Genomic DNA, 23,046 nt, shown 5'->3' with positions numbered 1-23,046 from the left:
AGCTTACTTATATAACCTTCTCGACCGGCCACGGGCCATAGCCCACTCATGCGAAGGTGTAGCCATGACGACCACCGACTCCGAGACAGGCACCGACACCGGCACGTATGTGAGCATTGACGACCTCATCGTCGCACTCGACGACGGGGTGCTGTCGGTGACGTTGAATCGGCCCGACAGCCTGAACTCGCTGACCGCCGACATGCTCAACGGGATCGCAGACGCGCTCGAGCAGGCGGGCGGCGATCCCGCGGTGAAGGTGGTGCGGCTTGGCGGTGCGGGGCGCGGGTTCAGTTCCGGGGCGGGCATCAGCGAAGAGGATCAGGCGAAGAAGTCGGAGATCGGTCTGAACGCCGTGCTGGATGCGGCCAACCGCGCGGTGCGGGCGATCGTCGCGGCGCCCGTGCCGGTGGTGGCGGTGGTCCAGGGGCCGGCGGCGGGGGTGGGCGCTTCGCTCGCATTGGCCTCGGATGTCGTATTGGCCTCGGAGAAGGCGTTTTTCATGCTCGCCTTCACGAAGATCGGATTGATGCCCGACGGTGGTGCGTCGGCGCTGTTCGCGGCGGCGGTGGGGCGGATCCGGGCCATGCGGATGGCGCTGCTGGCGGAGCGGATCTCTGCGGCCGAGGCGTATGACTGGGGGCTGGTCACCGCGGTGCACCCCGCGGACGCGTTCGACGCGGAGGTGGACGAGGTGCTGGCTGCGCTGAAATCCGGTCCCGCAGTGGCACTTCGGAAGACGAAGCAGGCGATCAATGCGGCGACGCTGACCGAACTCGAGGGTGCGCTGGGGCGCGAGAGCGAAGGGCAGTTGGCGCTGCTGGCGTCGCACGATTTCCGCGAGGGCACCCGGGCGTTCCAGGAGCGGCGCGCGGCGTCGTTCACCGACCACTGAGTGCCGGGCGCTCTTTTCCGGGCGGTAAGGACCGCTGGCCGTGTCACACCCCCGCGCCACAATCACGCCATGCCCTCCTACACCTATCGCGCCGAATGGTCACCGCAGTACGGCGAATACGAAGCTCGGTGCCTGGAGTTCTCGGGCTGGCTCAAGCGCGGACCCACCGCCGCGCAGGCGATCGAGACCCTCGAGCGGGAGATCACCGATGAGATGGCCGACCGCATCGCCAACGGCCTGAAACCTCCGCCCTCCCTCACCGACAGGCACTACAGCGGCACGTTCGTCGTCCGCGCTTCCCCTGATCTGCACGGCCGGCTCTCGGCGGAGGCGGCCGAACAGGGTGTCTCACTCAACCAGTGGGCGATCACCAAACTCGCCGGCCGGCTGCCGTCACTCGACGACCTCTTCTGAGCCGAAAATCGTTGGACTGCCGCCCAGTCCGTCGACCACCATCGTGGGGTGAGTACCTCCAGCCTCGAGACGAAACCGGTGCCCGGCACCGGTCGATGGCGCGTACTCGCACCGTTCGCCTCCCGCGAGTACCGCCTGTTGATGGCGGCGGTCTCACTGTCGATCTTCGCCGAAGGCATGTGGACCGTCGTGATGGCCCTGCAGGTCATCGCGCTCGAGAACGACCCCGCGGCGCTGTCCCTGGTGGCCACCTGCATGGGGGCCGGGCTGGTCGCGTTCGTCCTCGTCGGCGGCATCGCCGCCGACCGGATCAGTCAGCGCGCGATCATCATCGCCGTCGAAGCGGTGAACCTGCTGACCGTCACCACGGTGACCGTTCTCGGATTCATTGGCGCGCTTGCCATCTGGCACCTCGCGGTGGCCGCGGCCATCCTGGGCGTCGCCGCGGCGTTCTTCTTCCCCGCCTACAGCGCGATCCTGCCCCGCATCCTGCCGCCCGAACAGCTCCTCGCCGCCAACGGCGTCGAGGGCGTGGTGCGGCCGGTGTTCCAGCGGTCGGTCGGCCCCGCGGTGGCAGGCATGCTGGTCGGCGCGACGCTGCCGTCGATCGGTGCGGCCGTCGTCGCCGTCCTGTTCGGCCTCGGACTGCTCCTGCTGGTCGCGACGCGCCCGGCGGACGCCGCGCCCCAGCCGACCGCCCGGGCTCGCGTCCTGCACGACCTCCGCGACGGTTTCCGCTTCATGCTCCGCACCCCGTGGCTGCTGTCGACGCTCCTGTTCGCCAGCATGTTCGTGCTCGTGGTGCTGGGCCCGATCGAGGTGCTGCTGCCGTTCATCGCCCAGCAACGTTTCGAGGACGGCGCGCGCACCTACGGGTTCGTCCTCGCGGTCTTCGGCGTGGGCAGTGCGCTCGGCGCGCTCGCCGTGTCGTCGATACGCATGCCGCGGCGCTACCTCACCGTCATGATGACGATGTGGGGGGCGGGGTCGATCCCGCTCATCGTCGTCGGGACGACATCGTCGTTCCCGGTGATGGCCGCCGCCACGTTTGTCGTCGGCGTGACCGACGGTGCGGGCATGGTCATCTGGGGCACGCTGCTGCAGCGGCGCGTGCCGACCGAGATGCTCGGCCGGGTGTCCAGCCTGGACTTCTTCGTGTCACTGGCGTTCATGCCGGTGTCGTTCGCGATCGTCGGCCCGCTGTCGAAGGTGGTGTCGATGGAGACCATCTTCACCGTTGCCGGGGTCGCCCCGGTGCTGCTCGCGGCCATCGCCGTGACAGCCGCCCGGATGCCCCGCGACGAGCTGGCGCACCCGCTGCGCTAGCTAGACGCCGAAGATCGGGGGCAGTGCGAGCACCATGACCAGACCCCAGAAGAAGTGGGTGAGCATGGGTGCGAGCACTCCCCCCGTGGCGCGGCGTTCCAGCGCGCACACCGTGCCGAGCACGATCGCCGCGATCGCCAGCATGAAATTCTGCGTGCTCACGCCGGTCACCACGACGTAGACCGCCGTCGACCAGAGCACCGCCCACCACCCGTTCCACCGGTTGCCCAGCGAGGTGTACAGCGCGCCGCGGAAGAACAGCTCCTCCGCGAGCCCGTTGACCACGGTGATGATGACGACCAACCACAGCGCACCGACGTTGGCGTGTTCCAGTACGCGCACGGCGTACTCGCGCATCAGCGGGATCTCGCGGGCCACCAGCCCGGCCACCAGGAACGCACCGCCCAGCGCCAGACCGACGGCGGTGCCGGTGATCACCGGCCTCTGGTTGCGCATGCGGAAACATATGCGGCCCAAGTGAAGTGGGCCGGACAGGAACGCGCCCGCCGTCCACCAGACGGCGAGTCCGGCGGTGAACCAGTAGAAGTCGGTGTCGCCCGGCGGAATCGACAACGAGTAGCCGAGCAGTCCGAAGCCGATCACCACGAAGATCGCGACGATGATTCGCCTGCGGCGGATGACCGCGGGCCACTCACCCGCAGGCGCGGCGACGCTGGTGACGACGGCGCGGGCCTCCTGCAGGAAGCCGGTGCGATCGTCGCACGGCGCGGGCGTCGGTGACGACTGGTGGGTTTCGGTCATGCCGAATGCCCTTTCGGTACCAGGTTGACAAGGGTGTCCAGGCCGGTGCGGACGGCGGCCGCGACCGGTCCGGGAACGAGGCCGAGCAGTCCGAGCGCCGGCCGCGCCAGCGGCGGGGTGACCGGCCGGATCAGGCGGGTGATGCGCTCGTTGTCACCACCGGCCCAGTCCGGATCCGTATCGGCGAGATGGTGCACGTCGACCAGCGTGTTGACCGGACGCGGCCGCTGCGGTGAGAGCGACCGCCTGATCGCGTCGTCGATCCCGGTCAGACCGCCCGGCGGATCGGCGACGATCTCCTGCAGCCCGTCCTTCGAGGCGGTCATCGGGTGATCCAGCGATTCGATGAGGTCGCCGGCCAGACCGCCGGGCACCGGCAGCACCAGACCACTCAGCTGCGAGACCACGGTGGTGTCGATCCCGCGCACCGGCAGCGGTGCACGCCGCCTGCCGGCCAGCCGCGCGTACTTCTGCAGCAGCTCGCCGTAGGTGGTGGTCTCGGGCCCGCGGATGTCGTAGGCGCCCGCGGGAACCTTCTCGGTGTCGGCGGCGGCCACCAGATAGTGCAGCGCATCGCGGATGCTGATCGGGTCGATCGGGTTGGAGGCCCACTTCGGCATCGGCAGCACCAGGAATCGATCCCCCACGTACCGCAGCATTTCGAACGACGTGGATCCGGCGCCGATGATGATCGCCGCACCCAGCCACACCACATCGGGTCCGCCCGGCACGGTCAGCGCCTCGGCGACCTCGGCGCGGCCCGCGAGGTGTTCGGAGAGGGTCTCGTCGGTGGGCACGAAACCGCCGAGGTAGACGATCCGCCCGACGCCGGCGTCTCGTGCGGCCTCGGCGACGTTGGTGGCGGCCCGGTTGTCGGTGTCCCGGAAGTCGGGCTGCCCGATCGCGTGGACGAGGTAGTAGATGACGTCGACGTGCCCGGCCTCGGCCAGCGCCCGCTTCACCGATTCGGGTTGCTGCGCGTCGAGTGCGACGCATGTCACATCGTCATACCACCCGAAGGCGCGCAACCGGGCGGGGTTCCGGCTGGCCACCACCACGTCCGCACCCACGTCGACAAGTGCGCTGACCAGCCGCGATCCGACATATCCGGTGGCACCGGTGACCAGGATCCGCAGCTTTTCCACCGTCCCTAGGTACCCAGGTCGGACGAACGGGAACCACCCGTTCTCCGTTTGCTGACGACGAACACCCCGGCGGCGACGGCGGCCAGGGTGGCCGCCACCGTCCGGTCGGCGTCGCGCGTGCTCAACGGCGTCGTCGTCGTGAGGAACTGGTGGTACAGCGGCGCGGACAGATGCCGGATGACCGCAGCGCCGTCGGTGCGCGCCGGCGCCTCACCGCGGGCCACCGCATCGGTGACGCATCCCGACCACTCCGCGACGCGGCGTTCGTAGAACTGCTCGAGCGCCTCGGCCGTCCGCGGGTCGTAAGTCGCCGCGGCGATGACGGCGCCGAAGAGCCTGCCCTGGCGGGGATCGATCAGCGTGCGCCGCACGAGGCGGGCGTTCGCCCGCAGATCGCCGTCCAACGTGCCGGTCCGCGCCCGCGACACGGACTGTTCGGCCATCTCGTGCAGCACGTCGGCGACCAGTACCGGCACGGTCGACCACCGCCGGTACACCGTCGACTTCCCGACGCCGGCCTTCTCGGCCACCGCCGTCAACTCCAGTGCGTGCAGCCCGCCCTCGACGAGGAGGTCCTCGGCGGCGCGCAGCACGGCGGTGCGCACGGCCGCGGTGCGTCCACCCGGCCGCCGCGCCCGCTGCTGCATCACGCCCACCAGACTAACGGGAATGAATTCCCATCAACGTCGGTTAGCGTTATCGAGACAGCAGTTCCATTAAGGAGAATCATGGAATATCGACGGGTTGGCGAATCGGGCCTCACGGTCTCCGAGATCAGTTTCGGCGCGCAACATTCGGCGGTGTCGGGGACTTCTTCGGCGCCTGGGGAAACACCGGTGTCGACGGCGCCCGCCGCCTCGTCGACATGTGCCTGGAGGCCGGCGTCACGCTGTTCGACACCGCGGACGTGTACTCCGACGGCGCCTCGGAGGAGGTGCTCGGCGAAGCCCTGCGCGGCCGGCGCGACCAGGTGCTCATCTCCACCAAGGCCGCACTGCCAACCTCCACGGGCTGGGGTACGTCGCGAACCCGGTTGCTGCGTGCGGTTGACGACGCGCTGCGCCGTCTGCGCACCGACCGCATCGATCTGTTCCAACTCCACGGATTCGACGCGGCCACACCGATCGAGGAAGTGGTGCAGACCCTCGACACGCTGGTCGCTCAGGGCAAGGTCCGCTACACGGGCGTGTCGAACTTCTCGGGGTGGCAGCTGATGAAATCGCTGGCGGTCGCCGACCGCGCCCACCGCACGCGCCTCATCGCGCACCAGGTGTACTACTCGCTCGTCGGCCGGGACTACGAATGGGAACTGATGCCGCTCGGCCTCGCCGAGGGCGTCGGTGCACTGGTGTGGAGCCCGCTGGGCTGGGGACGGCTCACGGGGCGGCTGCGGCGCGGCCAACCGCTTCCGGAGCGCAGCCGCCTGCACGCGACGGCCGACGCCGGTCCGCCCGTCGACGAGGATCGGCTCTACGCGATCGTCGACACCCTGGACGACATCGCCGCGGAGACCGGCCGCACCGTCGCGCAGATCGCGCTCAACTGGCTCCTGCGGCGCCCGACCGTCGCGTCGGTGATCATCGGCGCCCGCAACGAGGAACAACTCCGCGAGAACCTCGGCGCCGTCGGCTGGCGGCTCGACGACGAGCAGACCGCCCGGCTCGACGCGGTCAGCGCACGGGAGGCGCCGTACCCGTACTTCCCGTATCGCCGCCAGGAAGGCTTCGCGCTGCTCGATCCGCCCGTGGCGGGTTAGCGGTGGGCGTCGACCAGGTGCTGGTAGAGGACGGCGTTCGTGCGGTTGCCGTCGACCTCCTCGTCGCTCAGTTCACGGCGGACCTTTCCGGGCACCCCCGCGACGAGTGAGCCGGGCGGCACCTGCACGCCTTGGGCGACCACCGCGCCGGCCGCGACCAGCGACCCGCGGCCGATCCGCGCACCGTTGAGGACGACCGCGCCCATGCCGATCAGGCAGCCGTCCTCGATGGTGCACCCGTGCAGCACCGCGTTGTGCCCGACGCTGACGTTCGCGCCGATGCTGGCGGGGAATCCGGGGTCGACGTGGACGGTCACGCCGTCCTGGATGTTGCTGCCCTCGCCGACCTCGATGGGTTCGACCTCGGCCCGCAGGGTGGCGCCGTACCAGACGCTGGACTTCGGCGAGAGTTTCACCCAGCCGATCACCGCGGCGTTCGGCGCCACCCATGCGGTGTCGTCCAGTTCAGGGGCGTGGTCGCCCACGGCGACGATCAGCGGTTCCGGCATGGCCGTCATCGTAGGTGGCCGGGCCGGGTGTGAGACAACCAACGCGACAAACCGCAACGCCGCAGGTCACAGCCGATCCGTGGCCCCCGCGCGGCGTCCTCGACTTGGCCGTTACCAATTCGTGCCCTTACGATCCGAGGCGGCGCCGCATAGGTAGCCGGCCCGACGCCGCCCATCGGCAGGCGTCCTGACGAGCTGAGGAGCCGTTCGTGAAGACCCGTAAGAGCACACTGGGCGCCGTCCTGGGCGTCGCCGCCATCGCCGTGTCGCTCCCCCTGTCGGTGACCGCATACGCCGAACCGGCGGAGCCGTCGACGGTGGAGACCCCGCTGCCCAACCTCGAGGGCGACTGCGATCCCTTCCGCGCCGCCGTGCCGACCTGGAAGACCTTCATCAACCAGCCGGTCAGCCAGGTGCTTGCCCAGATCCCGGACATCAGCACCTTCAGCTCCGCGATCTCCGGTGGGCTCAACCCCGCGGTGAACGTCGCCTCGGTGCTCGACAACGGTCCCTACGTGGTGTTCGCCCCGACCAACGAGGCGTTCGCGAAGCTGCCGGCCGGCCAGCTCGACGCGCTGAAGGCCGATCCGGCCGCGCTGACCGACCTGGACTACTACCACGTGTTCCTCGGTCTGCTCGGCCCCGGCGACGTGAAGGGTCAGCGCGCCACCCAGCAGGGCGCTGAGATCAAGGTCGAGGGCACCAACGGCGACATCAAGGTCAACGACACGGCCAAGGTGATCTGCGGTGGCATCCCGGCCGCGAACGCCCGCATCTACCTGATCGACACCGTGCTCGACCCGGCCGCCGCGCCGGATGCGATCACCCCGTCGGGCACCTCGACGACGTCGACGACCTCGACGACGCCCACGACCCCGACGACGGAGCCCGCTCCGCTGCCCGCCGAGGAGGCCCCGGCCGCCGCCGCGGCCGACATCCCGGCTGCGGACGCCCCGATCGGCTGACGCTTTTTCTGCGCGAGCAGACACAGAATCGCCCCTTTTCGATGGAAAAGGGGCGATTCTGTGTCTGTCGGCAGTCAGACCGCGGGGCGGACTAGACGCCGAGGTCGCGGCCGATGATCTCCTTCATGATCTCGGTGGTGCCACCGAAGATCGTCTGGATGCGGCCGTCGACGTAGGCGCGCGCGACGCGGTATTCGAGCATGTAGCCGTACCCGCCGTGCAGCTGCACGCACTGGTCGACGATCTTCTTGGCGACCTCGGTGGCCCACCACTTGGCCTTGGCGGCCTCCACGGCGGTCAGTTCACCGTCGACCACGCCCTGCAGGCAGCGGTCGATGTACTGCTCGGTGACGTCGAGTTCGGTCTCCATCTCGGCGAGCAGGAAGCGGTTGTGCTGGAAGCTGCCGATCGGCTGGCCGAACGCCTTGCGGTCCTTGCAGTACTGCAGCGTCTCCTGGAACACCGCCCGGGCCCCGGCGATCGCCGAGATGGCGATCGACAGCCGCTCCGACGGCAGGTTGGTCATCAGGTGATAGAAGCCGCGACCTTCCTTGCCGAGCACGTTGGCGTTGGGCACGCGGACGTTCTCGAAGTGCAGCTCCGAGGTGTCCTGGCTGTGCAGGCCCATCTTGTCGAGCTTGCGGCCGCGGCTGAAGCCCTCCATGTCGCGCTCGACGACCAGCAGCGTGAAGCCCTTGTGCCCGGCCTCGGGGTCGGTGCGGGCCACGACGACCACCAGGTCGGCGTTGATGCCCGAGGAGATGAACGTCTTCGAGCCGTTGACGATCCAGTCGTCGCCGTCACGGACCGCGGAGGTCCGGATGCCGGCGAGGTCGCTGCCCGCCCCGGGTTCGGTCATCGCCACCGCGATGATCGTCTCGCCGCTGGCGATGCCGGGCAGCCAGCGCTGCTTCTGCTCGTCGTTGGTCAGGTCCTTGAAGTAGGGCCCGACGACGTCGTTGTGCAGGCTCAGTGCGGGTCCGTGCACACCGGCCTTGGCGATCTCCTCGTCGATGATCGCGTTGAACCGGAAGTCGTCCGAGCCGCCGCCGCCGTACTCCTCGGGCATGTTGAACCCGATGAGCCCGTACTTGCCTGCCGCGGTGTACGCCGAGCGGTCGACGATGCGCTCGGCCTCCCACTTCTCGTGGTTGGGGACGAGCTCGCGCTCGATGTACTCCTTGACGGTGTCGCGGAACGCCTCGTGCTCGGCGTCGTAGATTGTTCGCTTCATGTTGCTGTAAGTGCCTCTCTTACTTGGCTTTCCAGACCGGCTGACGCTTCTCGGCGAAGGCCAGCGGGCCCTCTTTGGCGTCCTCTGACTTGAGCACCGTGCGCATCTCGCGCACGGTGCGGTCCCATGACGGTTCCTCGTCGGCGATCACGCCGTCATCGGCGCCGTAGGCCACTCGCTTGCTGGCCCACACCGCGAGCGGCGCGTTGACCGTGATCCGTTCGGCCAGTGCGATCGCCGCGTCGAGTGCGGTCCCGTCGGGCACGACCTCGTTGATCAGCCCCCACTTCAGCGCGTCGGCCGACGTCATCGGCTCACCGGTGAAGATCATCTCCATCGCGACCTTGCGCGGCAGGTGGTCGACGATCCGGAACACCCCGCCCGCTGCGGCGATCAGGCCCCGCTTGACTTCCGGCAGACCGAATCTCGCGCGTTCCTCGGCCACCACCAGATCGCTGGCCAGTGCCAGTTCGGAGCCACCGCCCAGCGCGGTGCCGTTGACCGCGGCGATCGTCGGCTTGTCGATGAAGTGGTGGACGTAGCCGGCGAAGCCCCACTCCGGGTGCTCGGGGTGATAGAGATTCTCGCGCCGGTAGATCGCCTTGAGATCGGCTCCGGCACAGAACGACGGCCCGTTGCCGGTCAGCACGACCGCCCGCACCTCGGGATCATGCTGCGCCTCCTCCAGCGCGTCCCCGACCGCGGTGCTGACCGCACCGTTGACGGCGTTGCGCGCCTCGGGCCGGTTGAGCGTGATGATCAGGACGTTGCCCCGCCGCTCGGTCAGTGCGGCGGGCGCCGCTGACTTCTCGGTCGTTTCGGTCACAGCAGCTCGAGGATGGTGGCGTTGGCCTGACCGCCGCCTTCACACATGGTCTGCAGGCCGTACTGGATGCCGTTGTCCCGCATGTGGTAGAGCAGCGTGGTCATGATCCGCGCGCCGGAGCCGCCGAGCGGGTGGCCGAGTGCGATGGCCCCACCGTTGGGGTTGAGCTTCTTCTCGTCGGCGCCGATGTCCTTGAGCCAGGCCATCGGAACCGGTGCGAAGGCCTCGTTCACCTCGAACGCACCGATCTGGTCGATGGTCAGGCCGGAACGCTTGAGCGCCTTCTGGGTGGCCGGGATCGGCGCGGTCAGCATGATGACCGGATCGGCACCGGCGAGCACCGCGGTGTGCACCTTGGCCAGCGGCTTGAGGCCGAGTTCCTTGGCCTTCTCCGCGGACATGAACAGCAGCGCCGCCGAACCGTCGGAGATCTGCGAGGAGTTGCCGGCGTGGATGACGCCGTCCTCCTTGAACGCGGGCTTGAGCTGGCCCATCTTCTCCAGCGTGGTGCCGCGGCGGATGCCCTCGTCCTTGAGAACGGTGTTGCCCTCGGCATCCTTGATCGCGACGATCTGATCGTCGAAGGCGCCCGAATCCTGTGCGGCGGCTGCCTTCTCGTGCGAGTCCAGCGAGAACTGGTCGAGGTCGGTGCGACTGAAGCCCCACTTCTCGGCGATCATCTCCGCGCCGACGCCCTGGTTGGGGGTCTGGTGGTAGCGGTCCTTGAAGCCCTGCGGGTAGGGGTTGCCTCCGTTGGCCAGCGAGGCGCCCATCGGCGTCCGCGACATCGACTCGACACCGCCCGCGACGACGACGTCGTAGTGGCCGGCCACCACACCGGCGGCGGCGAAGTGCACGGACTGCTGGCTCGAACCGCACTGGCGGTCGACGGTCACACCGGGCACGCTCTCCGGCCAGCCGGCGGTCAGCAGCGCGGTGCGGCCGATGTCGAGCGCCTGCTCGCCGGCCTGCATCACGCAACCCCAGATGACGTCGTCGACGAGCGCCGGGTCGACACCCGCCCGCTGCACCAGCCCGTTGAGCACCTGGGCGGACAATTCGGCCGGGTGCACGCTCGACAGTCCCCCGTTGCGCTTGCCGACCGGCGACCGGACGGCCTCGACGATGACGGCTTCAGCCATGACACTTCTCCTTCGAAGTCGGATACCGCTCACACGCTTGGACACGACGGTAGAGGACAAGGTTTACTAGGTCAACCTACTGGTTGGTGGGCCCGGCTGCGGCCGGAATTCCCCGTTCAGATGGTTTACTGAGTTGTACAGCTGGCCGCCGGCCGGCGTGGCGGACAGGGAGGTCAGGTGGCCAGAACGACACCGCTGGCCCCCATGATCGGGGCGAGCCCTTCGACGACCGCGGTGCGCTCCCCCAAAACGGCGGAACTGGTCGCCGGCACGTTGCGCCGCATGGTGGTCGACGGCCAGCTCAAAGAGGGCGACTTCCTGCCCAACGAGGCCGAGCTGATGGCCCACTTCGGCGTCAGCAGGCCGACGCTGCGCGAGGCGGTGCGGGTGCTCGAGTCCGAGCGCCTGGTCGAGGTGCGTCGCGGTTCGCGCACCGGCGCCCGGGTTCGGGTGCCCGGCCCGGAGATCGTCGCGCGCCCGGCGGGGCTGCTGCTGGAGCTGTCCGGGGCCACCATCGCCGACGTGATGACCGCCCGCTCGGGCATCGAGCCGATGGCCGTGCGGCTGCTCACCGAGTCCGGGGACACCGCGGCATTCGACGAGCTCGAGCAGACGCTCGACGAGCACGTCGCGCACAGCTGGCAGTCCGGCCGGCTCGCCGAGACCACCGGCGACTTCCACCGCCGCATGGTCGAACTGTCGGGCAACGCCACGCTGACCATGATGGCGGGCATGCTCCACGAGATCACCGTGCGCCACACGGCGTTCGCGATGAAGGAGAGCAATCCGCCGTCGAAGGCCGACTACGAGAAGTTGATGCGGTCCTACCGCAGGCTGCTGCAGTTGATGCGGTCCGGGGACGGCGCGGCGGCAGAGGCGCACTGGCGCAAGCACCTCGACACCGCACGCGCACTGCTGCTTCAGGGCCTGGAGACGGTCAAGGTCCGCGACGTCATGGGCTGACGCCCCCGAGACTGCGGTGAGATCACGTCACTGCGCCGATTCGCGATCTGACCGCAGTCTCGGCGCATCGTCACTGTCCCTGCGCCAGGTCACGTGCACCGGGATGTCGTCGGTCCACGGCTGACCGGTCACCATGTCCGACACGTTGACGTAGCCGCGCTCGAACTCCCCGGTGGCGGCGTCGACCAACCGGTACTCCTGCCGCTGCCGGTGGATGGGTTGGGCGTCGAGGAGGATGACGCGCACCTCGTCCGGCTCGAACTGACAGCGCTCCTGCAGCGCCGCGATCAACTGTTCGTTGTGCATGTGGCCGTCGCCGAAGTTCCAGCCGACGGCGGTGCTGCACAGCCGCTCACCCTCGGTGATCACGTACTCGTCCTCATTGCGCCCGGCGAGCGCGTTGTGCACGAGCGTCAGCAGTGCCTTGCCGTGAGAGTTGAAGCCGCGGAACGCATACCCCTTGTACAGGTAGATCATCGCCTGCTCCTGGCTGCCGTAGAACCTCTCGAGTTGGGAGGCCGGCATGCTGGCGATGGCCACGAGGCCGCGCTCGATCTTCTCGTTCGCCGACGGTTTGATGCACCACCACGAGGTGTCCCAGTTGCCGGCGTAGTACCGCATGCCGGGCAGGAACGAGATCTTGCGGGGGAACAGGTTGCCGAGCGCCACGGTGACGGCCAGTACGGCGAACAACACCACGGGCAGCGGCGTGCTCATCTCGCTCAGCCCGAGGTCGGCGTGGCCGACGAACAACGTCACCACGCAGAACATCATGAAGACGTTCCACTCCAGCGGCACTCCCATCGGGATCGCCGACAGGATGCCGAAGTGGAAGACCAGCATCACGAACGCGGCGATCGCCGTCGGCCAGCCGCCGTGGGAGAACAGCAGCACCAGCGGCACCAACATCTCGATCGCGGTGCTGAAGTGGGCGATGATCCTCGAGACCCGGCCCGGCCGCAGGTCGTCGGGGAAGTTCTCGAAAAACCTGCGCTTCAACCACTTCGTCCTGATCAGCGGGTTGTTCGACATCATCGTCGAGATCACGAACGGGAAGTGCTTGTTGAGCTTGGAGGTCGCGGCACCCATCCAGATCGCCACGCAGACGAGCTTGGCCGCCAGGAGCATGTCCACGCCGTAGCCGACGAAGAGGAACGCGACGGTGAACGAGCCGTAGACCTCACCGCGGGCGGCCAGGAAGATCACCTTGTCGCGCAGACCCAGCACCGCCAGCAGTCCGAGGATGGTCCAGATCTGCCACAGCGGCAGCACCCCGATCGTGGTGCCGAGCGCCGGAACCGGGCCCGTTCCGTCGGAGAACAACGCGATCAACAACACCACGAGCAGCGCCCCGTACAGGGCGGCGTCCAGCGGGGTGCGGGCGTCGCCTCTGGTCAGCGGCACCCGGTCCGGCCACGGGGGCAGCCGGATGGTGCCGGGGCGCAACCAGTACAGGATCGAGCCCATCGGCGGGAAGAACCGGTTGTTGAGCGGACCGAACCCGCAGCCGAGGCCGACGACCTCGAACAACATCGTGAACAGCACGACCTTCTGGAACACGATCGGTTCGGTCCACCACTGCGCCACATTGGTGAACCCGTCGACCCCTTCGGTGGCCAGCGCGAACAGATAGCCGCCGAGGATGTAGAGCAAGATCTTCACGACGTAGAACAAGTGCATGACCACGGGCGTGCCGAAGCCGACCTCGGCCCAGTGGCGGGCCATCGGCCGGATCTTCTCCGAACGCGTGCCCTTGCTCCACTCGGCGAAGTCGACGACGGGCATGTCGGGCTTGAGAAATCCCATAGCCCAAAGATTAGAACGTGTTCTAGTTGCGCGGAACCGGTTGGCGCGACTTCTGCGCCGAAATCAGGCGCCGGTCTTCGCCGGCGGCCGGTAGAAGATCGCCAACTGGCCGATGCCGCCGCCGAGGCCGAGTGCCAGCGCGATCACCAGACCCCACCAGCCCTGCACCAGATCCCACACACCGGTGTCATAGAACAGGGCGTAGTCCAGGCTGAGCTTGCCCGGACCGATGGCCGGGATCGCGACGGCCGCGGCGGCGAGCACGAGGTTGTACTCCCAGCCCTCCTTGACGATGAAGAAGCCGTTGGCGCGGTGCACGGTCCACGCGGCGACCAGCATGAGGGCCACGAACCCGGCTGCCGGCACCGGGGTGAGCAGGCCGACGGCCAGGCCGATCCCGGCGGCCATCTCCGTGGTCGCGGCGACCCGGGCGTGGAACATGCCCGGCTTCATGCCGATACTGTCGAACCATCCGGCGGTGCCGGGGATTCGGCCGCCGCCGAAGAACTTGTTGTAGCCGTGTGCGGCCATCGTCAGGCCGAGCACCACGCGCAGGATCAAAACGCCGACGTCGTAGGCAGTCATGCAACAGAATCTAGGCCATCTGTAAGGGCGCCGACCACCCCACCTGCTAGGTGCGACGGTTCAGAGCCGTCGACAGCCGGTCGGCGTACGCGTCGATGTCGCCGACGGCCGATTCGGCGGCGTGCACGCTGACCGCAACGGTGTCGCCGATGCCGTGCACGCCGTGCGTGAGCCCCATCATCGGCGACAGCGCCGGGCAGCCGGTGGTCAACACCACCGGCGCACCACCGAATCGCAGGTCGGCGGCGCCGCGGTGGACGCTCGACACCACGGTGTTCCCCGTCGCCGTCGGCGAGCGGACCGTCGGGTCGAACGCGGAGACGCCCCAGCGCAGCAGCGGCGCAGGCACCGCCGCGGACGCCAGGGCGGCGGCGAGCATGGCCGGATGCCGGGCCCGCGCCCTGCGCTGCGCGAGTTCCTCGACGATGAGCGCAGCCCGCTCGTCGTAGGGCGCATCCGGGTGCAGTCCGACCCCGACGTTGCCGAAGTGGTTGTGCGCCCGCCTGGGGCCTGCGCTCGCCATGGGCACCTCGGCGCCGAGCGTGGCCGGGTCGTCGCCGAGTGCGCGCAGCTGGTCGGCCAGTGCGCGCGAGACCGCGGCGAGCACCGCAACGGTGACGGTGGACTCGGGCAGCTCGGCGCGGCGGCGAACCAGGACGCGCAGGCCCCTCGCCCCGTCCGGGCGGGCGTTGCTCCGCAGCACCGGGCGCGGATCCGCCTGTGCGGCAACGTTCCCGCCCTCGACGTCGCGCATCAGGAGGCGGTGGGCGCGCGCCGCACGAACGGCCCGCACGGGCAGCGTCGCGGACTCACACGGCGCGACCGTCACGGTCTCGACCGGTGCGTCGCGGCCGAACAGCCTTGCCGCGAGCGCCGAGGACCGCGTGCCGTCGGCCAGCGCGTGCGACATCTGGACCACCGCCACGCTGCCGTCACCGGCGACCCCCGGCACGCCACGGACCGGACTGAACACGTGCAGCCGCCACGTCGAGATGTGCGCGTCGAGCTGGTCCTCGGTCAGCGCCGCCACCGCGGCCAGACACCCCGCCCAGTCGTCGGCAGCATGGGTGCGCACCTGTCGGTCGTCGACACCGCCGTCCACCCACTCCGGGTATCTCGGAAAACCGCGGTCGTGCACCCGCAGCCGCAGTTCCCCGCAGGCGCGCGCACGATCGAGAATCGCCGCGACCGCACCGGGAAGATCGCGGGGCGCCCCGGCGAACCCGTAGATCAGGAACTGGTCGTTCGGCATCGTGGCCGACATCCACAGATTCTGGGCGTCGACCGCCGCGAGCCGGCGCGCCGTCATAGCGTCCGAGGTTAAGCTTCGCCGCATGCTTCCGGCCAGCAGCAGCACCGGCGCGGCGCTCGTCACGGGCGCGTCCTCAGGTATCGGCGAACAGATCGCCCGCGAAATGGCAAGGCGCGGTTACGGTTTGATCCTCCTCGCCCGCCGCGCAGACGAGTTGCGCGCCCTGGCCGACGACCTCGGTCCCACCGCGCATGCGCTGCCGGCCGACCTGTCGCGCCCGGAGGAGCGCGCCGCGCTGCCCGGCCGGGTCGCCGGTCTCGGCCTCGAGGTGGACATATTGGTGAACAACGCCGGGATGTCGAACCTGGGCCCCGTCGCGGCGTCGGACCCGGCCGCCGAGCTGACGCTGGTCGAACTCGACGTCGCGGCGGTGGTCGACCTGTGCAGCCGGTTCGTCCCCGGCATGGTGGCGCGCGGTCGGGGCGCGGTGCTCAACGTCGCCTCCGTCGGCGCGTTCGGACCGGTGCCCGGGCAGGCGACCTACGGTGCGGCCAAGGCCTTCGTGCTGTCCTACACCCACGCGCTGCGCGAAGAACTGCGCGGCACCGGCGTCTCGGCGGCCACCCTGTGCCCGGGGCCGGTGCGCACCGGCTTCGGCGAACAGGCGGGCATCCCCGACGACGAGGCGGAGAAGATGCTGCCGAAGTTCCTCTGGGAACAGCCGGATGCGGTGGCCAGGACGGCGATCGACGGCCTTGCCGCCGGCCGGGCGGTCATCGTGCCCGGTGCCGCCAACCGGGTGGCCGCGGCGCTCAACCACCTCACCCCGCGGCGGGTGCTGCTGCCGATGCTGGCCCGCGTCCACCCGGGGATGAAGAACGCCTAGCGGGCCGCCCCGATGAAGCCGACGATGTGGCGGCCCACCACGTCGGGCTGTTCGAGCTGCAGGAAGTGCCCGGCGTGGTCGACGAGCGCCGTCTCGCTGCCGTCGGGCAGCACACGCTCCACCCACGGCGCGAAATCCGCTGTCGCACAGCCATCATCGCGGCCATGCAGGTACATGGTGGGCACCGTGGGCGCCGACAGCCAGTGCCGGTGCAGCTCGGCGTACTGCGCGGGCGGGCGGGTGTTTCGCACGGTCGCGCGGTAGTAGCCGAGTGCGGCCCGCCACCGCCGGCGCACCCCGATGGCCGCGTCGACGTGTCGCAGGTCGTCGGCGGCGTGGTAGCCGGGTGACCACTGCTTCCACAGCCGTGGCACCACCCACGACGCCGACCGGTCGGGCAGCCAGGGCAGCTGGAAATAGAAGATGTACCAGCTGCGCAGCATCTGCCGGGGCAGCTGCGCGGCCAGCCGCAGACCGTTCGGCACCCGGCCAAGGGGCCGGAACGCGGCGGCCGGCGGCACCGACATCAGAACCGCCCGCTCGAACGGGCTGCCGGGCATCGCGGCCAGTCCGGTGCCCGCGATGGCGCCCCAGTCGTGCCCGATGACAACGTCGCGGCCCGTCGGTCCGGCCGCGGCGAGGACGCGCAGGGCGTCGTCCATCAGCGCCCCGACGTGGTAGCTGTGGTCCGAGGGGACCGAGGACGGCACGTATCCGCGCATGAACGGCGCCACCACCCGCCAGCCCGCGTCGGCCAGCGCGGGCGCGACCTTGCGCCAGCCGTAGGCGGTATCGGGGAAACCGTGGAGGCACAGGGCGATCGGACCGTCGTCGGGACCCCAGACCAGCGCCCGCAGCTGTCCGGCGGGGGTCGCGACGTCCAACCAGCGCGGCGTCATCAGATCGGCGTGAAGTCGGAGATCAGCCACTGCTCGCCGATCTTGTCGAGGGTGACCCGGACGCTCGACGCCGTGTTGCTCGGTGCGTTCGCACCGACGGTGACGGTCTGGTTGACGAACAGCAGCACGACGGCGTGGTCGGCGTCGGCGCTGACCGACGCGGCGGCCGGGACGTCGGTGACCGCCGAGATCTGCTGTTCTTTCGCACCCGGCACGACGACCGTGTCGATCATCGAGCCGTAGGTGTCGCGGAAGGCTCCGGTGAGCTGTTCCTTGGCGGCGCCGAGTTGCTGTTCGACGGTCATCGGCTCGTAGGTCAGCATCGCGATCGCGATGCTACGGGCGGCGGCCACGGAATCCTCGCGCGCCGCAGCGGCCCGATCGGCCTGCTGGTCGCGCCAGAACAGGTATCCGCCCGCGACGGCCAGCACCAGCGCGAGCGCGGGCACCACCCCGTAGGCGATGACCCGCGACCACTGAACCGGGCGGCGGGCGGTCGGTGTGGGCGCGCCGGCGTCCTCGGCGGTGGTGTCCTCGGCGGTGGAGTCCTCGGGGGTGGCGTCTTCGGTGCTGGGAGCTTCGTCGGCAGTCGAGGGCACCTCGGTGTCCTTCGGGGTCTCGGTCACTGCACGAACTCCACCTGCGACACCTTCGCTCCGTCGTCGACCCGCTGCACGGTGAGCCGCATCCGCCAGGCCCGCGGCGCCTGTTCGGGAGCGCCCGCGTTCGACGACTGGACCGTCACCGCCACCAGCACCTCCGCGGTGTCCCCGGTCACCGATTCCAGGCCGGCTTCGCCGAGAGTGCCGACCGACTTGGACTTCGCCTCCTTGACCACCTGCAGGAACGGTTCGGCGCGCTTCTGGAAGTCGTCGTAGAAGGTGCCCGTTGCCACGTCGAGCACCCGCTGGACGTCGGCGTCCGCGCGCTCCCAGTCGATGGTCGTCAGGTTCTGCGCGGCCTGCCGGCCGACCTGGAGGAACAGGTCGCGCTGCTTCTGCTCCTGGCTGGACTGATAGGCCTGATAGCCGAACCAGCCGGTGAACCCCGCCAGGGCGGCGACGAGCACCACCCCGGCGATGAGCGCCTTGCGCACCGGCGTGCGGCCGTCGAGGGTGTCGTCACCGGCGTCGACGGGTTCGTCGACAGCGCCGTCCGCTCTGTCCTCGACGACCGTGGCGATCGGTTCGCCGTCGGGGGCGGGGGCATCGTCTGCCATGTCTGCTCCTCTGCGGCAGCCGGGACCACCTCATCCCGGCCTCCCGCCAAACGTTACGTGGCGGGCCGCGAGCGTCAGGCGGCGACGTGCCGCACCGATCATGCGAAGGCGACCGCCTCCTCGAGTTCGGCGATGACGATCTTGCGCATGCCGAGCATCGCCCTCGACGCGGCGGCGGCCCGCGCCGGGTCGGGGTCGTCGAGCAGTTCCGACAGACGGTCGGGCACGATCTGCCAGCTCAGGCCGAAGCGGTCCTTGAGCCAACCGCACTGCGACTCCTCGCCACCGTCGAGCAGACGGTCCCAGTAGTAGTCGACTTCGTCCTGGTCTTTGCAGTGCACGGTGAACGACACGGCCTCGGTGAACGGGAACTGCGGCCCGCCGTTGATGCCGATGAACCGGGTGCCGTCGAGCACGAACGTCCCGGACACCACCTCGCCGGTCGGGCCGGGACACGCCTCGGTGAAACGGCTCAGGCTCTCGACCGCGGAGTTCGGGAACACCGATGTGTAGAAGGCGACGGCCTCCTCCAGGTCGTCGTTGAACCAGAGCGAGGGGGTGATGGACGGCATCGGGTCTCCTTCTCGTGGGGGTTGACGTCCGAGAGACGACTCCGCGCGGCGCGTGAACTCATCGCGGTCGGGCGTAAAGGCGCCGAGTAACCTGACGCCCGTGTGTACCGCCAAGACCGTGACGTTCCGGGGCGCCGAGGGGCTCACCCTGGTAGGCGACGAATGGAACCGCGGCGCGGAGTCGGCCGCAGGCCGGCCCACGGTGCTGATGCTTCACGGCGGCGGCCAGAACCGGTTCTCCTGGAAGAACACCGGGCAGATCCTGGCTGACGCGGGTCTGCACGTGGTGGCCCTCGACAGCCGCGGCCACGGGGACAGCGACCGGTCACCGGAGGCCAACTACTCGGTCGAGACGCTGTGCGCCGACACGTGCGAGGTGCTCGACCAGATCGGACGGCCCGTCGCGCTCATCGGCGCCAGCATGGGCGGGTTGACCGGCATCCTCGTCGCCCGCGAGGCGGGTCCGGAGCGGGTCAGCCAGCTGGTGCTCGTCGACGTCGTGCCGCGCTACGAGAAGGACGGCAGCGCGCGCATCCGTGACTTCATGTTCAACCACGTGCACGGGTTCGACTCGCTCGACGAGGCCGCCGAGGCGGTGGCCGCCTACCTGCCGCACCGGACGAAACCGAAGAGTCCTGAAGGCTTGAAGAAGAACCTGCGCCACCGCGACGGCCGGTGGTACTGGCACTGGGATCCGGCGTTTCTGACCAAACCCGGCGACGACCCGTTCATCCGCGTCGAGAAGCTCGAACAGGCCGCTGTGGAATTGACGATCCCGATCCTGCTCATCCGTGGCAAGCTCTCCGACGTGGTCAGCTCTGTTGGGGTGCAAGAATTCCTGCGCATGGTCCCCGGTGCCGAGTTCGTCGAGCTGTCCGATGCCGGGCACACCGCAGCCGGTGACGACAACGACGCGTTCACCGAAGCCGTCGTCGGTTTCGTCAGCCGGTGACCACCCGCCGACGCGCCGCCGGGTTCGACTTCCTCGAACAGCCGGCGCTCCCCGCACCCCAGGTCAGCGAAGCCCAGGCCCGGACCATCCTCGCGACGCACTACGGCATCGAGGGTGACGCCGTCTCGCTGGGCAGTCAGCAGGACAAGAACTTCCTGGTGCACCGCACCGGCACCGCCGGCCCGGTGGGCGTGCTCAAGGTGGCCAACCCGGCGTTCACCGACGTCGAGTTGGCGGCACAGGACGTGGCGGCGAAGCTGATCGCCGATGCCGAACCGGAGCTGCGGATCGCGGTGCCGTTGCCGAACCTCGACGGCCGTGAGGTGACGGCGGTCGACGGGCTGCTGGTCCGGTTGCTGCGCTACCTGCCCGGCGGCACGCTGATCGATGCCGACCACCTGGGCCCGGCCGCGGTCGCCGGGCTCGGCGACGTCGCCGCACGGGTCAGCCGCGCCCTGGCCGGTTTCGAGCACGAGGGCCTCGACCGCGTGCTGCAGTGGGATCTGCGCTACGGCGCCGACGTCGTCGAGACCCTGATCGGGCACGTCGCCGACCCGGCGCAACGGGAGCGGCTGCTGACCGCCACCCGCGAGGCGGCCGACCGCATCACGCGCGTCGCCGACGACCTCCCCCGCCAGGCCGTGCACCTCGACATCACCGATGCGAACGTCGTCGTGTCCCCCGCCGCCGACGGCACCCGCCGCCCCGACGGGGTCATCGACTTCGGCGACCTGACCGACACCTGGGCGGTGTCGGAGCTGGCGATCGCCGCGTCGTCGGTACTCGGGCACACCGGCACCGAACCCGTGTCGATCCTGCCCGCGGTGCGCGCCTTCCACGCCATCCGGCCCCTGACGGCCGCGGAGCTCGACGCGCTGTGGCCGATGGTGGTGCTTCGCACGGCGGTGCTCATCGTCAGCGGTGCACAGCAGGCCGAACTCGACCCGGACAACGCCTATGTCACCGAGCAGTCCGACGGCGAGTGGCGGATGTTCGAGCAGGCCACCTCCGTGCCGGTCGACGTGATGACCGCGGCCATCCGGGCCGATCTCGGGCTGGCCTCGGCGCCCGCCGAGGTCGGGGCCGCGGCGCCGATGCTCACCGGCGTGGGCGTGGAAGGCGTTGTCACGCTCGACCTTTCGCCGACGTCCGATGCGTACGACGGCGCGTTCACCCCCGGCGGCTGGCTGCCCCCCGATGTCGAGGAGCGGTTCGCCCGGCGTGCGGTGAGCGACGGCGCGGCGCTGGTGGTCACCCGCTTCGGTGAACCGCGGCTCGCCCTGGCGCCCGCGCTGAGTCAGCGCAGCGGCGACGTGGTGCCCACCGGTGTGCGGCTGTGGCCGGCGCAACCGCTGACCCTGGCGGCGCCGTGGGACGGCGAGGTCGTCGACGGCGGCGCCGGCACGGTGACCGTGCGCGGCGCCGAGTACGAGGTCACGGTCACCGGGATCCGGCCCGTCGCCGGGGCGGCCGTGCGCGCGGGCGATCCGCTCGCCGAGGCCGCCGCCGCGCAGTGGGCCGAGGTCGCGGTGCGCCCGGTCGGTGCGGCGCCGGTACCGCCGCTCGTGCGTCCCGAGATGGCGCCGGGGTGGTTGGCCGTGGCCCGGGATCCGCGGCCTGTGCTCGGCTTGGCGCCGGACATCGTGGCCGGCCCCGCCGCCGATCTGGTCGAGCGGCGCGACCGCAGCTTCGCACCGGTGCAGGAGCACTACTACCGCAGGCCGCCGCAGATCGAACGCGGCTGGCGCAATTACCTGATGTCGACGGCGGGCCGCTGCTACCTCGACATGGTCAACAACGTCACGGTGCTCGGGCACGCCCATCCGCGGGTGGCCGACACTGCGGCGCGCCAGCTGCGCAGGCTCAACACGAATTCGCGGTTCAACTACGCCGCGGTCGTCGAGTACAGCGAGCGCCTGGCCGCCATGCTGCCCGACCCGCTCGACACCGTGTTCCTGGTCAACTCCGGTTCGGAGGCAAGCGATCTCGCGATCCGGCTGGCGCTGGCCGCCACCGGCCGCCGCGACGTCGTGGCGATGCGCGAGGCGTACCACGGCTGGACCTACGGCACCGACGCCGTGTCCACGTCGACCGCCGACAACCCCAACGCGCTGGCCACCCGGCCGGACTGGGTGCACACCGTCGAATCGCCGAACAGCTTCCGCGGCAAGTACCGCGGGCCCGAGGTCGGCCGCTACGCCGAGGAAGCCGTCGCGCAGATCCGGCAGCTGACCGGCGACGGCCGGGCCCCGGCCGGGTTCATCTGTGAGTCGGTGTACGGCAACGCCGGCGGCATGGCCCTGCCTGACGGCTATCTGCAGCAGGTGTACGCGGCGGTCCGCGGCGCGGGCGGGCTGGCGATCGCCGACGAGGTGCAGGTCGGTTACGGCCGTCTCGGACACTGGTTCTGGGGTTTCGAACAGCAGGGCGTCGTGCCGGACATCGTCTCCGTGGCGAAGTCGACGGGCAACGGGTATCCGCTCGGCGCGGTGATCACCAGCAGGGCCGTCGCCGAGGGGTTCCGCTCGCAGGGCTACTTCTTCTCCTCGACCGGCGGCAGCCCGCTGTCCTGCGCGATCGGCATGACGGTGCTCGACGTACTGCGCGAGGAAGACCTGCAGGGCAACGCCGTTCGCGTGGGCGGGCACCTCAAGGCACGGCTGGAGGCGCTGGCCGACAAGCATCCGATCATCGGCACGGTGCACGGCGTCGGCCTGTATCTCGGCGTCGAGATGGTCCGCGACCGGGAGACCTTGGAGCCCGCCAAGTCCGAGACCGCGGCCATCTGCGAACGCATGCTCGACCTCGGCGTCATCATCCAGCCGACGGGTGACCATTCGAACATCCTCAAGACCAAACCTCCGCTGTGCATCGACACCGAATCCGCCGACTTCTACGTCGACGCGCTGGACCGGGTCCTCACCGAAGGGTGGTAGCC

General features: G+C 69.8%; 22 protein-coding genes and 1 pseudogene. 9 read left to right on the top strand and 14 right to left on the bottom strand.

Annotation, left to right across the window (positions count from 1 at the left end; genetic code table 11):
* Positions 1–64 precede the first annotated feature (64 nt).
* From G6N30_RS01070 to tet(V), 3 genes are all read left to right on the top strand, one after another.
* Positions 65–895 (top strand): enoyl-CoA hydratase, encoded by an 831-nt coding sequence (locus tag G6N30_RS01070; RefSeq protein WP_134055495.1) that lies wholly within the window; start codon positions 65–67, stop codon positions 893–895.
* Between the two features lie 69 nt (positions 896–964).
* On the top strand, positions 965–1,309 hold the full coding sequence (locus G6N30_RS01065; protein ID WP_134055497.1) for a type II toxin-antitoxin system HicB family antitoxin: 345 nt from the start codon (positions 965–967) through the stop codon (positions 1,307–1,309).
* Between the two features lie 48 nt (positions 1,310–1,357).
* Entirely contained in the window at positions 1,358–2,635 is a 1,278-nt protein-coding gene (gene tet(V), locus G6N30_RS01060) for a tetracycline efflux MFS transporter Tet(V) (protein ID WP_134055499.1), read from the top strand.
* On the opposite strand, the gene G6N30_RS01055 is transcribed toward tet(V), so the two are convergent.
* The 3 genes from G6N30_RS01055 to G6N30_RS01045 are packed head-to-tail and all read right to left on the bottom strand — an operon-like array spanning position 2,636 to position 5,189.
* Positions 2,636–3,397 carry a CPBP family intramembrane glutamic endopeptidase gene (locus G6N30_RS01055; RefSeq protein WP_134055501.1) on the bottom strand — a complete coding sequence of 254 codons (762 nt, stop codon included), beginning with the start codon at positions 3,395–3,397 and terminating at the stop codon, positions 2,636–2,638.
* On the bottom strand, positions 3,394–4,542 hold the full coding sequence (locus G6N30_RS01050) for an NAD(P)H-binding protein (RefSeq protein ID WP_134055503.1): 1,149 nt from the start codon (positions 4,540–4,542) through the stop codon (positions 3,394–3,396). The genes G6N30_RS01055 and G6N30_RS01050 overlap by 4 nt, the downstream gene beginning before the upstream one ends.
* Positions 4,543–4,547: 5 nt before the next feature.
* Positions 4,548–5,189, bottom strand: coding sequence for a TetR/AcrR family transcriptional regulator (locus tag G6N30_RS01045; RefSeq protein WP_134057430.1), 642 nt, complete (start codon positions 5,187–5,189; stop codon positions 4,548–4,550).
* A gap of 81 nt (positions 5,190–5,270) precedes the next feature.
* Between G6N30_RS01045 and G6N30_RS01040 the strand changes: the two are divergent.
* Positions 5,271–6,298: pseudogene (locus tag G6N30_RS01040) on the top strand (aldo/keto reductase).
* On the opposite strand, the gene G6N30_RS01035 reads toward G6N30_RS01040, so the two are convergent.
* Positions 6,295–6,807, bottom strand: a complete 513-nt coding sequence (locus G6N30_RS01035; protein WP_134055505.1) for a gamma carbonic anhydrase family protein — start codon at positions 6,805–6,807, stop codon at positions 6,295–6,297. The pseudogene G6N30_RS01040 and the gene G6N30_RS01035 overlap by 4 nt on opposite strands.
* 209 nt (positions 6,808–7,016) lie before the next feature.
* Between G6N30_RS01035 and G6N30_RS01030 the strand changes: the two genes are divergently transcribed.
* Entirely contained in the window at positions 7,017–7,772 is a 756-nt protein-coding gene (locus G6N30_RS01030) for a fasciclin domain-containing protein (RefSeq protein WP_134055507.1), read from the top strand.
* 91 nt (positions 7,773–7,863) lie between these two features.
* On the opposite strand, the gene G6N30_RS01025 is transcribed toward G6N30_RS01030, so the two are convergent.
* Genes G6N30_RS01025 through G6N30_RS01015 form a run of 3 tightly spaced genes read right to left on the bottom strand, consistent with a single transcriptional unit; the run spans position 7,864 to position 10,974 of the window.
* The gene (locus G6N30_RS01025; protein ID WP_134055509.1) at positions 7,864–9,006 is read right to left on the bottom strand and encodes an acyl-CoA dehydrogenase family protein; all 1,143 of its coding nucleotides are present in this window, start codon (positions 9,004–9,006) and stop codon (positions 7,864–7,866) included.
* 19 nt (positions 9,007–9,025) lie between these two features.
* Positions 9,026–9,832, bottom strand: coding sequence for a crotonase/enoyl-CoA hydratase family protein (locus G6N30_RS01020; RefSeq protein ID WP_134055511.1), 807 nt, complete (start codon positions 9,830–9,832; stop codon positions 9,026–9,028).
* Positions 9,829–10,974, bottom strand: coding sequence for a thiolase family protein (locus tag G6N30_RS01015; RefSeq protein ID WP_134055514.1), 1,146 nt, complete (start codon positions 10,972–10,974; stop codon positions 9,829–9,831). The genes G6N30_RS01020 and G6N30_RS01015 overlap by 4 nt, the downstream gene beginning before the upstream one ends.
* A gap of 177 nt (positions 10,975–11,151) precedes the next feature.
* Here G6N30_RS01015 and G6N30_RS01010 point away from each other — a divergent pair, with 177 nt between their 5' ends.
* Positions 11,152–11,937 carry a FadR/GntR family transcriptional regulator gene (locus G6N30_RS01010; protein ID WP_134055515.1) on the top strand — a complete coding sequence of 262 codons (786 nt, stop codon included), beginning with the start codon at positions 11,152–11,154 and terminating at the stop codon, positions 11,935–11,937.
* 27 nt (positions 11,938–11,964) lie between these two features.
* Here the strand turns inward: G6N30_RS01010 and G6N30_RS01005 are convergent, their stop codons facing one another.
* From G6N30_RS01005 to G6N30_RS00995, 3 genes are all read right to left on the bottom strand, one after another.
* Positions 11,965–13,743 carry a DUF3556 domain-containing protein gene (locus G6N30_RS01005; RefSeq protein ID WP_134055517.1) on the bottom strand — a complete coding sequence of 593 codons (1,779 nt, stop codon included), beginning with the start codon at positions 13,741–13,743 and terminating at the stop codon, positions 11,965–11,967.
* Between the two features lie 63 nt (positions 13,744–13,806).
* Positions 13,807–14,328, bottom strand: coding sequence for a DoxX family protein (locus G6N30_RS01000; RefSeq protein ID WP_134055519.1), 522 nt, complete (start codon positions 14,326–14,328; stop codon positions 13,807–13,809).
* A gap of 46 nt (positions 14,329–14,374) precedes the next feature.
* A complete protein-coding gene (locus G6N30_RS00995; RefSeq protein ID WP_134055521.1) occupies positions 14,375–15,637 on the bottom strand; it encodes a WS/DGAT domain-containing protein in 1,263 nt (420 codons plus the stop codon).
* 25 nt (positions 15,638–15,662) lie between these two features.
* Between G6N30_RS00995 and G6N30_RS00990 the strand changes: the two genes are divergently transcribed.
* Positions 15,663–16,466: an SDR family NAD(P)-dependent oxidoreductase gene (locus tag G6N30_RS00990; RefSeq protein ID WP_134055523.1), complete on the top strand. Its 804-nt coding sequence runs from the start codon at positions 15,663–15,665 to the stop codon at positions 16,464–16,466.
* Here G6N30_RS00990 and G6N30_RS00985 read toward each other — a convergent pair.
* The 4 genes from G6N30_RS00985 to G6N30_RS00970 form a co-directional block, all read right to left on the bottom strand.
* Positions 16,463–17,365 (bottom strand): alpha/beta fold hydrolase, encoded by a 903-nt coding sequence (locus tag G6N30_RS00985; protein ID WP_134055525.1) that lies wholly within the window; start codon positions 17,363–17,365, stop codon positions 16,463–16,465. The two genes, G6N30_RS00990 and G6N30_RS00985, sit on opposite strands and share 4 nt — an antisense overlap.
* The gene (locus G6N30_RS00980; protein ID WP_134055527.1) at positions 17,365–17,991 is read right to left on the bottom strand and encodes a hypothetical protein; all 627 of its coding nucleotides are present in this window, start codon (positions 17,989–17,991) and stop codon (positions 17,365–17,367) included. Before G6N30_RS00980 ends, G6N30_RS00985 begins: the two co-directional genes overlap by 1 nt.
* On the bottom strand, positions 17,988–18,584 hold the full coding sequence (locus G6N30_RS00975) for an Rv1363c family protein (RefSeq protein ID WP_134055529.1): 597 nt from the start codon (positions 18,582–18,584) through the stop codon (positions 17,988–17,990). The genes G6N30_RS00980 and G6N30_RS00975 overlap by 4 nt, the downstream gene beginning before the upstream one ends.
* 98 nt (positions 18,585–18,682) lie before the next feature.
* The gene (locus G6N30_RS00970; protein ID WP_134055531.1) at positions 18,683–19,156 is read right to left on the bottom strand and encodes a VOC family protein; all 474 of its coding nucleotides are present in this window, start codon (positions 19,154–19,156) and stop codon (positions 18,683–18,685) included.
* A gap of 100 nt (positions 19,157–19,256) precedes the next feature.
* Between G6N30_RS00970 and G6N30_RS00965 the strand changes: the two genes are divergently transcribed.
* A complete protein-coding gene (locus G6N30_RS00965) occupies positions 19,257–20,108 on the top strand; it encodes an alpha/beta fold hydrolase (protein WP_407664686.1) in 852 nt (283 codons plus the stop codon).
* The gene (locus G6N30_RS00960) at positions 20,105–23,044 is read left to right on the top strand and encodes an aminotransferase (RefSeq protein WP_134055535.1); all 2,940 of its coding nucleotides are present in this window, start codon (positions 20,105–20,107) and stop codon (positions 23,042–23,044) included. The genes G6N30_RS00965 and G6N30_RS00960 overlap by 4 nt, the downstream gene beginning before the upstream one ends.
* Positions 23,045–23,046: the final 2 nt, after the last annotated feature.

The sequence above is a fragment of the Mycolicibacterium litorale genome, assembly GCF_010731695.1.
Lineage (GTDB): Bacteria > Actinomycetota > Actinomycetes > Mycobacteriales > Mycobacteriaceae > Mycobacterium > Mycobacterium litorale.
Note: the sequence above shows the minus strand (reverse complement) of the source record. Positions and strands in the feature narration are given on the sequence as shown.

What these genes read in the sequence shown, in the direction of transcription:
- G6N30_RS01070 (WP_134055495.1), top strand. Translation starts at nt 65, where the DNA reads ATGACGACCACCGACTCCGAGACAGGCACCGACACCGGCACGTATGTG.
- G6N30_RS01065 (WP_134055497.1), top strand. Translation starts at nt 965, where the DNA reads ATGCCCTCCTACACCTATCGCGCCGAATGGTCACCGCAGTACGGCGAA.
- G6N30_RS01055 (WP_134055501.1), bottom strand. Translation starts at nt 3,397, where the DNA reads ATGACCGAAACCCACCAGTCGTCACCGACGCCCGCGCCGTGCGACGAT.
- G6N30_RS01045 (WP_134057430.1), bottom strand. Translation starts at nt 5,189, where the DNA reads ATGCAGCAGCGGGCGCGGCGGCCGGGTGGACGCACCGCGGCCGTGCGC.
- G6N30_RS01035 (WP_134055505.1), bottom strand. Translation starts at nt 6,807, where the DNA reads ATGCCGGAACCGCTGATCGTCGCCGTGGGCGACCACGCCCCTGAACTG.
- G6N30_RS01025 (WP_134055509.1), bottom strand. Translation starts at nt 9,006, where the DNA reads ATGAAGCGAACAATCTACGACGCCGAGCACGAGGCGTTCCGCGACACC.
- G6N30_RS01015 (WP_134055514.1), bottom strand. Translation starts at nt 10,974, where the DNA reads ATGGCTGAAGCCGTCATCGTCGAGGCCGTCCGGTCGCCGGTCGGCAAG.
- G6N30_RS01005 (WP_134055517.1), bottom strand. Translation starts at nt 13,743, where the DNA reads ATGGGATTTCTCAAGCCCGACATGCCCGTCGTCGACTTCGCCGAGTGG.
- G6N30_RS01000 (WP_134055519.1), bottom strand. Translation starts at nt 14,328, where the DNA reads ATGACTGCCTACGACGTCGGCGTTTTGATCCTGCGCGTGGTGCTCGGC.
- G6N30_RS00995 (WP_134055521.1), bottom strand. Translation starts at nt 15,637, where the DNA reads ATGACGGCGCGCCGGCTCGCGGCGGTCGACGCCCAGAATCTGTGGATG.
- G6N30_RS00990 (WP_134055523.1), top strand. Translation starts at nt 15,663, where the DNA reads ATGCTTCCGGCCAGCAGCAGCACCGGCGCGGCGCTCGTCACGGGCGCG.
- G6N30_RS00985 (WP_134055525.1), bottom strand. Translation starts at nt 17,365, where the DNA reads ATGACGCCGCGCTGGTTGGACGTCGCGACCCCCGCCGGACAGCTGCGG.
- G6N30_RS00975 (WP_134055529.1), bottom strand. Translation starts at nt 18,584, where the DNA reads ATGGCAGACGATGCCCCCGCCCCCGACGGCGAACCGATCGCCACGGTC.
- G6N30_RS00970 (WP_134055531.1), bottom strand. Translation starts at nt 19,156, where the DNA reads ATGCCGTCCATCACCCCCTCGCTCTGGTTCAACGACGACCTGGAGGAG.